Raw genomic sequence first — 9,009 nt, forward strand, 5'->3', positions numbered from 1 at the left:
TGCCTCTCCTGTCCCCGAGAACCGGCAACAAGACTCGGTAACGGAGCGTGTCCCTACTGCGGAGGGGATCTCCGATGACCGGTAACGAATCGAACAGGACTGGTCAGGTTGAATTCCACTCGACCTTCACAAGTTCGGCTACGAAAATGACTAGACTTCCCAGAAAGAGCAGGCCAAGTGCGACGAAGATCAGAGCTTCTCCCTGCCTAACCAGATCAGCCTCTATTAGACCGATTGTCCACCCGATAAGCAAGCCTGCGAGGACAGTAGCTGTGAAACCCAGACCCACAAGGCGACGCTTACTCCCGACCATGTCATCATTTTGTAATTTGTGTGGGATAAGTACCCAACCTGAAGTCGCCGGGCTGTACTTTGTCCGCCGGAGTGATTTGATCTCAGAACGGCGATCACTACAACCGGGCACCGAACCCGCTGGAGGTGTTGAGTAGATGTCCACCCAGTGCGAGACCGGCGACCACGACCGAGAGACGCCCGCGACGGCGGGCGAGCGCGTCACGTTCCGGGATATCGACGGGCAACTCGAGGCGATCGACGCCCTGGTCGAATCGGGCGTGTATGCGAATCGGTCCGAAGCGATCCGCGCGGCGCTGGCGCAGTTCGTGTCTGCGGAACCGTGGGGTGAGAACGATGAGTAGCGACCCACTCCATGATCGGACCGGAGCGGCGTTCGCCCTCGGGATTGTCGGGGCGGCCTTCGGTGGGTCGGCGGTCGGTGCGGCCCTTGTCGGGCTTGGGTTCTACGACGTTCCTAACCCGTATTTCACCGCCGCCGCCGGTGGCGCGTCGATCGTCTTCGTGGCCCTGTTGGCCGGGTGGTATCTCCCGTCGGCGAGCGAGGTCGCCCGACAGTGGGAAGAACGGCAAGCGCTCGAGGAGCGTGATTCCGAATGACCGACGAGAACACCGTCCCGACGCCCGGCGAAAGCGAACTGACCGGTACGCTCGAGACGGTCGCCGAAACCGAGACGGACCACTGTCAGCTCTGTGACGAGCCCGTAATCGCCGGGGCCGACGACTGGGGCGAAGTGCTCGAGGCGCTGTACGAACACGGCGTCGACGACGTCCGCCGTCTCGGATTCCGACTCGACCCGTGAAACGTTCATTTTCTTACCGGACTTGGTCGATTCCCGCGGATAGCTGTGTTGCCGGCATGGTCGATTCCCGCGGATAGCTGTGTTGCCGGCATGCTACACACCGGCAGTTCTAGCCGTTTCAGCCCTTGACGACGGTGACGATCAGCGAGAGTGCGATGAGGATCAACAGACCGATCGCGATGTAGCTGTTAAAGAGGAAGGCCGTGACACTCTCGCCGGTCAACAGCCAGCCGGTGACGAAGCCGGACTCGGCGATGTCTCCCAGAATGACACCCAACACGAGGCTGACGAGCGGATAGTCGTACTTGATAAACAGGATGCCGATCAGTCCGAAGATCAGCACGATATACAGATCGACGGTCGCGTTTCGCACCGCGAAGCCGCCGACGATAGCGAGTACTGCCACCGCGGGGATGATGTAGCGAATCGGAATATACGCGAGCTTTCCGAAGTAACGCGACCCGGAAATCCCGTAAACCAGAATCAGGACGTTCCCGAGGAACAGCGAGAGGATCATCGCGTAGACGATATCGCTCGACGCGTCGAACAGCCCGGGACCCGGATTCAGTCCGTGGAGTGCAATCGCACCCAACAGCGCCGCCGTCGAGCCGCTTCCCGGAATACCGAGGGTCAGCGTCGGGATCAGCGCACCGCCCTGCGTCGCGTTGTTGCTCGAGTCGGCCGCGATGACGCCTTCGATGACGCCGGTGCCGAACCGGTCGGACAATTCGTCGCTGGCCCACCGCCTGGCCTCGTTGTACGAGACGAAGTTCGCCACGTCCGCGCCCGCGCCGGGCAGCGAGCCGACGAAGGTACCGATGAGAGCCCCTCGAAGGAACCCGACCGGGCGAGAAGCGACGGCTCGGGCGGCCTCGTACACCTCCGACATACCGCCCTCGACGTTTTCGTCGGCGGTGATGGTGGCGCCGCGGTGGGCGAGCCGGAACACTTCCGCGAGGACGAACAGTCCGATGAGCACAACGACGAAGTCGACGCCCTGAAGCAGCGTCGTCTGGCCGAATGTGGCCCGCGGCTGGGAGAGTTGCGGATCGTTACCGATCGTTCCGATCAGTAGTCCGAACAGGCCGGCCAAAAGTGCCTTTGAGAGCGACGCTCCCTTCGCGGCCGGGATAATCGTCAGGGCGAACACCGCGAGCAAAAACATCTCTGGCGGCCCGAAATTGAGGGCGAATTCGGAAATCGGCGGGGCGAAAACGAGGAGGAAGGTGGCCGCGATCAGCCCCGCGAGCCCGGAGACGATCGCGGAGACTGCCAGCGCGTAGACGGCCCGCCCCTGTTTCGTGAGTTCGTAACCGTCCCAGCAGGTGACGACTGATCCTGGCGCGCCGGGCGTATTAATGAGGATCGCCGGAATCGAACCGCCGTACACCGCGCCGCCGTAGGCTGAGACCAGGAAGATCAACGCCGTCGTCGACTCGAACGGAATCGTAATCGGTGTAAACAGGATAATCGTCATCGTCGCAGAGAACCCGGGAATCGCGCCGAAAACGACGCCGATTGCGGTCCCCAGGAGAATCGCGAGGAGAACGTACGGGTTCGCGAGTACGCCGAGTCCGTCCGCTATCGTCGTGGGGAAGAGAAACGCCTCGATCATACCGGCACCCCCAGCCACTCGATGAACACGAACCAGAGAAGAAACGTGAACCCGATCGAATAGAGCGTCAGGACAAACAGGCTCTCCTCGCCGAACAGGTATAGCGTGACCGCCAGATACCCGGTGGTGGTGATGATGAACCCGATCGGCTCGAGAGCGACGATATAGACGGTCGTCAGTGCGACCAGTAACACTGCGTTACGTACAGTGAATATCCGGTCGTTTGACGTCGTCTCAGCTGCTGTATCGGGAGCGGGAGCGACCATTGCTATTTCGAGCCCAGACTCGCCTTGGTCTCCGGACCCGTCGACTGAGACGGCCTGCTGGAAGACAGTCACGACGGCAAGCGCTGCCGTCATATACAGCAACGGGCCCGCGTACAGCATTGAGAGATCCGGCAATGTGTGAGTATCCCAGTAGTAAAACAGGCAAAACGCCAGTACGAGTCCCGGAAACAACAGTTCCCCTGTATCGATCTCGAGCGTTCGTGAGCCGGCTGAGACGTTGACGACTGGCGGCGTAATATCCGTCATGCCTGCTATTGGTCGTAGATGAAGTTCTCGATCACGTCGGCGTACTCTTCCATGAACTGAGCGGTGGCCTCAACTTCTCGCTCCGTCTCGTCGGGACCGCGGTAGTCGATAATCTCGTTGAGGCCGCCCTGTTCTTCGGTTCGGGCCTGAAACGCATCGTCCTCGAATACTGCGGCGTAGGTCTCCGATAGCTCCTCGAACCGGTCGGGATGTCGATCGCGGACGCCGCCGGGTAACACGACGAGCTTCCACTGACCAAGACCCTCGTTGACCAGCGGAATCTCTTCCAGACCGAGATCACCGAAGGACGGCGCGGACGGCCACAGTTCCTGTTGCTCGGACGTATGAGAGCCCAGAGCGGTCACGTCGTCGGCGTAGTCTGGGTTGAACGCCCACGGCTGGTTGACGCCGGCATCGATGTCGTCGGCGAGGACGGCCTGTCGGACGCCCGATCCGCCCTCCATATTGATGATCGTCAGATCGAGCCCGTAGGTCTCTTCGACGAGCAGCGCCGACAGCGCCGTATTCCCGATTGCTGCAGTGATTCCGACAGTCGCCTCGTTTTCGCGGGCGTACTCGATAAACCCCTCGAGGTCGTCGTACGGACTGTCGGGCGGCGCAAACCACATCGTCGGATCCCAGTGATGGGTTCCGAGATAGTCGAAGTCCCCGCTTCTGTACGGGGCGTTCTGGAACAACCACGTCGCCTGCATTTGGGGCATGTTCCACATCGCAAGCGTGGACCCGTCGGCGTCTGCGTTGTACAGCTCTTCGCCCCCGACCTGTGTCGAACCGCCCGGGTGATTTTCGACGACAAACTCAGTGCCCAGTAGTTCGGACCACGTCGGCGTCGTAACACGCATCGATCGGTCGGTACCGCCGCCCTGCGACCACGGAACGATCGCCCTGATCTGCGTTTCGTCGGACGTTCCCAGAACACCCCGCGCCTGGGCGGTGTACGCCGCTGCGCCCGCCAATCCAACTGTTCCTGCCGCGATAAATTCTCGTCTACTAGTATCTTTTAGTGTCATCGTTTGATAGTGAAGCCGCCTTGGTCTGTTCCAGCCCGAAACCAGTTGTGGATGCGATTCGTCGCATCCCCGTCTCGAGCTGGTCGTTCGATTCATCGATCCGCAGACACCACCGCTCTGCTACAATTGAGGTCATTGGAATATCACCGGCGATTAAACGTCGAATCGAGTGTCGCGTTCATCGATTCGGTTGTCGAAAGTATCACTATGTATTATACCACAATCCATTTGGGGTTTCCTATTTGGCTTGCAACTGCAGCCGGCACCGTCGAATCACACCTATTTAGCTAGGTGGTGTGACTGTTCCAGTCGCATAGAGCTTCGCAGTCCGATAATACACTGCACAATTGAGGTCTGACGAGCGTATTTCAAATGTAATCCGAGTTTCTTTGCTCACACTAGCCACAGTTACCCAATGGAGTACACGACGCTCGGATCGACAGGAATGCGCGCCAGTCGGCTCTGTCTCGGTTGCATGAGTTTCGGCGATCCCGACTGGCACGACTGGGTTCTCGAGGAAGACAAAGGAAAGGAGATTATCGACCGGGCCATCGTCCTCGGGATCAACTTCTTCGACACGGCGAACATGTATTCGCGGGGCGAGTCCGAGCGGATTCTCGGGAAAGCGCTCGAGGGGTACGACTCCGACTGGCCCGTCGTCGCCACGAAGGCGTACATGGAGATGAATGAGGACAATTCGAACGCCAGTGGACTATCGCGGAAAGCGATCGAACAAGAACTCGCGAACAGCCTCGGGCGGCTCGGAATGGAGACGGTCGACCTCTACCAGATCCACCGGTGGGATTACGATACGCCGATCGAGGAGACGATGAGAGCGCTCGACGACGCCGTCTGTCGCGGGCAGGTCCGCTATCTCGGCGCTCCTCGATGTGGGCCCACCAGTTCGCCAAGGCTCTCCATACGAGCGATCGACTGGGACTCGACCGGTTCGTTACCATGTAGAACCACTACAATCTCGTCTACCGGGAGGAGGAACGCGAGATGCTGCCGCTCTGTGAAAAGGAAGGGATCGGCGTGATGTCGTGGAGTCCGCTCGCCCGTGGCTATCTCGCTCGGCCTGCTGAGGATATCGACGCGACGGCTCGAGGCGAAACGGGTGAGGAACTGTACGAACACCCGTATCGTGACGGTGGCGGCCGTGAGATTAACGAGCGAGTCGAGGAAATCGCTGAGGAGAAGGGGGATAATGGCACAAATCTCGTTGACCTGGCTATTACACAAAGATTGGGTAGACGCGCCGATAATCGGAACAACGAGCATTGAACATCTCGAATAGGCTGTCGAAGCACTCGATATTTCGTTGTCCGAGAATAATATTGAGTATCTCGAGGCACCATATGAACCATCACCAGTATCAGGTCACATATTGGTGAGTTAGAAGTCTGAACCAAAATTATACTGACAAGCCGTTCTCAGATCTCCGGTTTGCATTTCAGATCTCTCCTAGTGGTTTCCACTCCTTCCCCAGTATCTATCTTATAGGTGGCTCTGAAGAGCGCACCCAAATACAATTAGAATGGGATGGGAGGGTTGCTCAGATACGTTACTTAATCAGTAACGATCGTTCTCAGCTCAATATCCAATTGTTCTGCTACCGCTTCGAGCGCATGTTGGTGACCTACACTCCAGGCGGTAAAGAAACGGGGTATATCATTTAGGACCCCCAGAAGAGGGCCTCGGCACAGGATTGCCAGCAACCGTAATGCGAGTGAGTAGTACAGGGCAACCGGTTATTGGTCAGCACGAAGTTCGCCTGTACCTACGCCTGAGCACTCAACGGTATCCAGCCACGATGAGAAGGAGTCCGTACAGGACGCCGAGGACGATAAACGCCCTGCCGCTGGTCCCATCGAGCTCCCCCGTGGTATCCTCGAACTGGTTGCCGTACCTCATGATCCCCGCAGATACCAACAGCGTTAGTCCTAATCCAGTGAAAACAGTTGCAACGTCGAACCCGAAGGGGTTTCCAATATCAGTCACATCTCACACTACCACGTCCAGCTTGGTTAAACTCATTATTCGCAGAACTAATCAAGCGAACGATAAATACGCGCAGTGTGTGCGTGTTTCACACTGAAATGTGTCTGAAGTGTCATTTCAACCGAGCCAATAAACTCTAGCTCAATCCAGGCACTACAACCGTAAAACGGCGTTTTTGGGGAGGGAAACCTACAAATCGCACCACCTCATCCTTCGCCCTTATTTGAACATCGTCGGCACTCAGGCGTCGATTGCTTTTATGTCGCGAGACAACGTCAGTTCCCCGAACTCCTTGGCGTCGTCGCCGTCATCCGACACGACCTCGCGGAACTCGACTCGAGATCGGTTCCACGATCCGTTGTCGACCTCCTCCGCAGCAATCACCCCCTCTCGATCGGGTAGGTCGAACTGTTCGATCGCCTCCTCGTTCGCCTCGACGGCGTATCGCAAGCTGCCGCCTTCGACATTTTCGTTGACCGACTTCGGAAGATGAAGCGGTCGTCGGATGGAGACCGGCAGTTCCGTGTCGTCGTCCAAGTAGAGCACGAGTTCGTCGCCATCGATCTTGTCGAGCAGTTCCTCCGCGATTTCGTTGGGATCCTGTGAATCGTGCGTCATCGTAGTTGCTATCGGTGGCAGTGATGGCTATGATCGGCCTCAGTCGTCCGTGTCGATCTCTCCCTCGCCGACGTCCTCCATGCTGTCGACGGCGAAGATCACCTCGCCATCAAGCGTGCACTGCTTACAGCCCGTGCAGTCGAACCCCTCGTCATACATCTCATTGTACGGGAGGTCACGGCGGTCGTGGTACTCCCAGACGTCATCGTCCGTCCAGTGGACGATCGGGTTGATGTGGGTGATCTCTTCTTTCTCCTCGAAGAAATCGAGGTTGCTGCGCCAGTCGTAGCTCGCCTCGCCTTCGTCGTCTTGTCCTTCAGCGATACGGTACCCGGTGATCCAGCCGTCGTGGCCGTCGACCATCCGCTCTATCGGCTTCGATTTGAGCGTCTCACAGCAGAGGTCGGGCTTCCGCTGGTTCACGCGGGGACCGTGTTCTTCGACGAGTTCCTCGTAGCTTGACTCGGGGCGGTACGTGTCGAACGTGACGCCGTAGCGGTCCTCGAGTTCCTCCTTCAACCGCAGGGTATCCTCGAAGTGGTTGCCGTGGTCGCAGAAGCCGAGGGCTGTCTGGGTCGTGATGTCGGCCGTCGACCTGTCGAGCAGGTCGAGAACGGTGTTCGAGTCCTTCCCGAAACTACAAGTGAATATCGGATCGTCAAAGCGGTCCCAGGTCTCTTCGAGCACGTCGAGTGACTGCTCGATCTTTTCCTCGAGGGTGGCTGATTCGATTTCTACGGACATGATTGAAGCGGGGATCGCGCGCGGTTGGGCTCGTCACGTTCAACCGGTCGTCGGTCGGCTCCGAGCACGTGCGTGACAAGAATGACCGACGTGAAAAAGATACGCCCTACCATCTCTGGAATGTTAAAGTTCTGAACTATCAGGCAGATGTCTGCATCCTGAGGCGGGGCTTTGGGAAGTCGACGCGACCGCCCGCGCCCCCGAAACAACAGAGCGAGCGGTCTGAGAACATCCTGGAACTGGTCATGCGCCTCTTCGAAGATCCGTCTCTTGATGTGAATACGGCAGCCGAGTGGCTGAATGTCGAGTACAGTACAGCCAACCGACTGATTGGACAGCTTGAAGATGACGGAATACTCGAAGAGCTGACTGGGAAAGAGCGGAATCGGTTCTACCGGGCGAGCGAACTCTTCAAGATAATCAACAAGCCAATCGACCGACTCTGAAGTACTGAGCAGACGGGGATTGAGTCGTATGCGTTGAGAGCGCCGGTCTCAACCTCTGTGGGTGGTTGAGTTGCTACACAACCTCGGTGGCTGGAATCGTTGTGTGTCTTTAATTTACCCTATCCAATATCAGAATATCTGTTAAGTAGCTACTCCGAACCTTTCACGACTGTCTGTTTAGACGCACTGCGCGCAGGAAGAGCCCATCGCCACCCCGCCCTAGATGAGTGCCATCACATTGTTCGGGAGCGGTGTGATGGTGTCAGTCAGCACCCTATCCCGTACACAATCGCCAGTACCCCAACCCCGAGTTCCACCCACTACGGGATGCGGGCAAGCAAGCGACGGGCCGAGCCCGGCGTATCGTTCGACATCATTCTGAGTAGGCTATGTCGGTGTATAGCGATTCGGGACCAACTAAATCATGGAGGACCTGTATCACATCGGTTCGAAGTGGCTCTTCGAGACGCTGGTCGGCAAACACTGTCTAGGAGAGTTCGGCAACCGTGGCACAGAGTCAATTGACTTCACCATAGCGCTGCTCCCGGGGATGTGGGTTTACCCACGAGATGATCGGTCTGGAAAGGCGTTCGAGTGTTAAATGTGTGGGCACAAGAACCACGCCGACTACAACACCTCGAAGAACATCGGTTTGCAGTATCTCCGTTGCAGGCAAAACGCAGGCGACGGAGGCGCGCCCGTAGATGTGCGCTTGAATCGCGGGATGTTGAACAGGAGTGGGGAGTACGCCCTCGCCTCTATTGAGGCATAGAACGGGAGTCCACGCGAAAGCCTCGGGGACGTTCGGAAGATCTTGGATCTTCCGTAATGACGAGATGCCGAAGGCGTCTCGAACTACTTGACCCCGAGGCGATTTACCGTACAAATAATAAGACTGAATACTGC

At 57.8% G+C, this 9,009-nt stretch carries 11 protein-coding genes and 2 pseudogenes; 6 read left to right on the forward strand and 7 right to left on the reverse strand.

The genetic code is table 11. The annotated features are described in order from the left end of the window. Positions 1-103 precede the first annotated feature (103 nt). The gene (locus HYG81_RS40890) at positions 104-313 is read right to left on the reverse strand and encodes a hypothetical protein (RefSeq protein ID WP_226778292.1); all 210 of its coding nucleotides are present in this window, start codon (positions 311-313) and stop codon (positions 104-106) included. 136 nt (positions 314-449) lie between these two features. Between HYG81_RS40890 and HYG81_RS40895 the strand changes: the two genes are divergently transcribed. The 3 genes from HYG81_RS40895 to HYG81_RS40905 are packed head-to-tail and all read left to right on the forward strand — an operon-like array spanning position 450 to position 1,115. Beyond that, entirely contained in the window at positions 450-656 is a 207-nt protein-coding gene (locus tag HYG81_RS40895; protein ID WP_226778293.1) for a ribbon-helix-helix domain-containing protein, read from the forward strand. Then, positions 649-912 (forward strand): hypothetical protein, encoded by a 264-nt coding sequence (locus tag HYG81_RS40900; RefSeq protein WP_226778294.1) that lies wholly within the window; start codon positions 649-651, stop codon positions 910-912. The genes HYG81_RS40895 and HYG81_RS40900 overlap by 8 nt, the downstream gene beginning before the upstream one ends. Continuing rightward, complete coding sequence (locus HYG81_RS40905) at positions 909-1,115, forward strand: hypothetical protein (protein WP_226778295.1); 207 nt, start codon at positions 909-911, stop codon at positions 1,113-1,115. Before HYG81_RS40900 ends, HYG81_RS40905 begins: the two co-directional genes overlap by 4 nt. A 118-nt stretch (positions 1,116-1,233) precedes the next feature. Here the strand turns inward: HYG81_RS40905 and HYG81_RS40910 are convergent, their stop codons facing one another. Genes HYG81_RS40910 through HYG81_RS40920 form a run of 3 tightly spaced genes read right to left on the reverse strand, consistent with a single transcriptional unit; the run spans position 1,234 to position 4,240 of the window. Further along, complete coding sequence (locus HYG81_RS40910) at positions 1,234-2,730, reverse strand: tripartite tricarboxylate transporter permease (protein WP_226778296.1); 1,497 nt, start codon at positions 2,728-2,730, stop codon at positions 1,234-1,236. Beyond that, positions 2,727-3,263 (reverse strand): tripartite tricarboxylate transporter TctB family protein, encoded by a 537-nt coding sequence (locus tag HYG81_RS40915; RefSeq protein WP_226778297.1) that lies wholly within the window; start codon positions 3,261-3,263, stop codon positions 2,727-2,729. Before HYG81_RS40915 ends, HYG81_RS40910 begins: the two co-directional genes overlap by 4 nt. 5 nt (positions 3,264-3,268) lie before the next feature. Continuing rightward, entirely contained in the window at positions 3,269-4,240 is a 972-nt protein-coding gene (locus HYG81_RS40920) for a Bug family tripartite tricarboxylate transporter substrate binding protein (protein WP_226778298.1), read from the reverse strand. Positions 4,241-4,709: 469 nt separating this feature from the next. Here HYG81_RS40920 and HYG81_RS40925 point away from each other — a divergent pair. Continuing rightward, positions 4,710-5,693: pseudogene (locus HYG81_RS40925) on the forward strand (aldo/keto reductase). A gap of 395 nt (positions 5,694-6,088) precedes the next feature. On the opposite strand, the gene HYG81_RS40930 reads toward HYG81_RS40925, so the two are convergent. From HYG81_RS40930 to HYG81_RS40940, 3 genes are all read right to left on the reverse strand, one after another. After that, complete coding sequence (locus tag HYG81_RS40930; protein WP_226778299.1) at positions 6,089-6,295, reverse strand: hypothetical protein; 207 nt, start codon at positions 6,293-6,295, stop codon at positions 6,089-6,091. Between the two features lie 240 nt (positions 6,296-6,535). Further along, on the reverse strand, positions 6,536-6,913 hold the full coding sequence (locus HYG81_RS40935; protein ID WP_226778300.1) for a hypothetical protein: 378 nt from the start codon (positions 6,911-6,913) through the stop codon (positions 6,536-6,538). Between the two features lie 39 nt (positions 6,914-6,952). Continuing rightward, positions 6,953-7,657, reverse strand: a complete 705-nt coding sequence (locus tag HYG81_RS40940; RefSeq protein WP_226778301.1) for a phosphoadenosine phosphosulfate reductase family protein — start codon at positions 7,655-7,657, stop codon at positions 6,953-6,955. Between the two features lie 68 nt (positions 7,658-7,725). Between HYG81_RS40940 and HYG81_RS40945 the strand changes: the two genes are divergently transcribed. Both HYG81_RS40945 and HYG81_RS45605 read left to right on the forward strand, forming a co-directional pair. Next, positions 7,726-8,103 carry a hypothetical protein gene (locus HYG81_RS40945; protein ID WP_226778302.1) on the forward strand — a complete coding sequence of 126 codons (378 nt, stop codon included), beginning with the start codon at positions 7,726-7,728 and terminating at the stop codon, positions 8,101-8,103. A gap of 536 nt (positions 8,104-8,639) precedes the next feature. Further along, positions 8,640-8,875 (forward strand): annotated as a pseudogene (locus tag HYG81_RS45605) (zinc ribbon domain-containing protein); the annotation flags it as partial. Between the last annotated feature and the right edge of the window lie 134 nt (positions 8,876-9,009).

Origin of the sequence: Natrinema zhouii, assembly GCF_013456555.2 — an archaeon.
Classification (GTDB): domain Archaea; phylum Halobacteriota; class Halobacteria; order Halobacteriales; family Natrialbaceae; genus Natrinema; species Natrinema zhouii.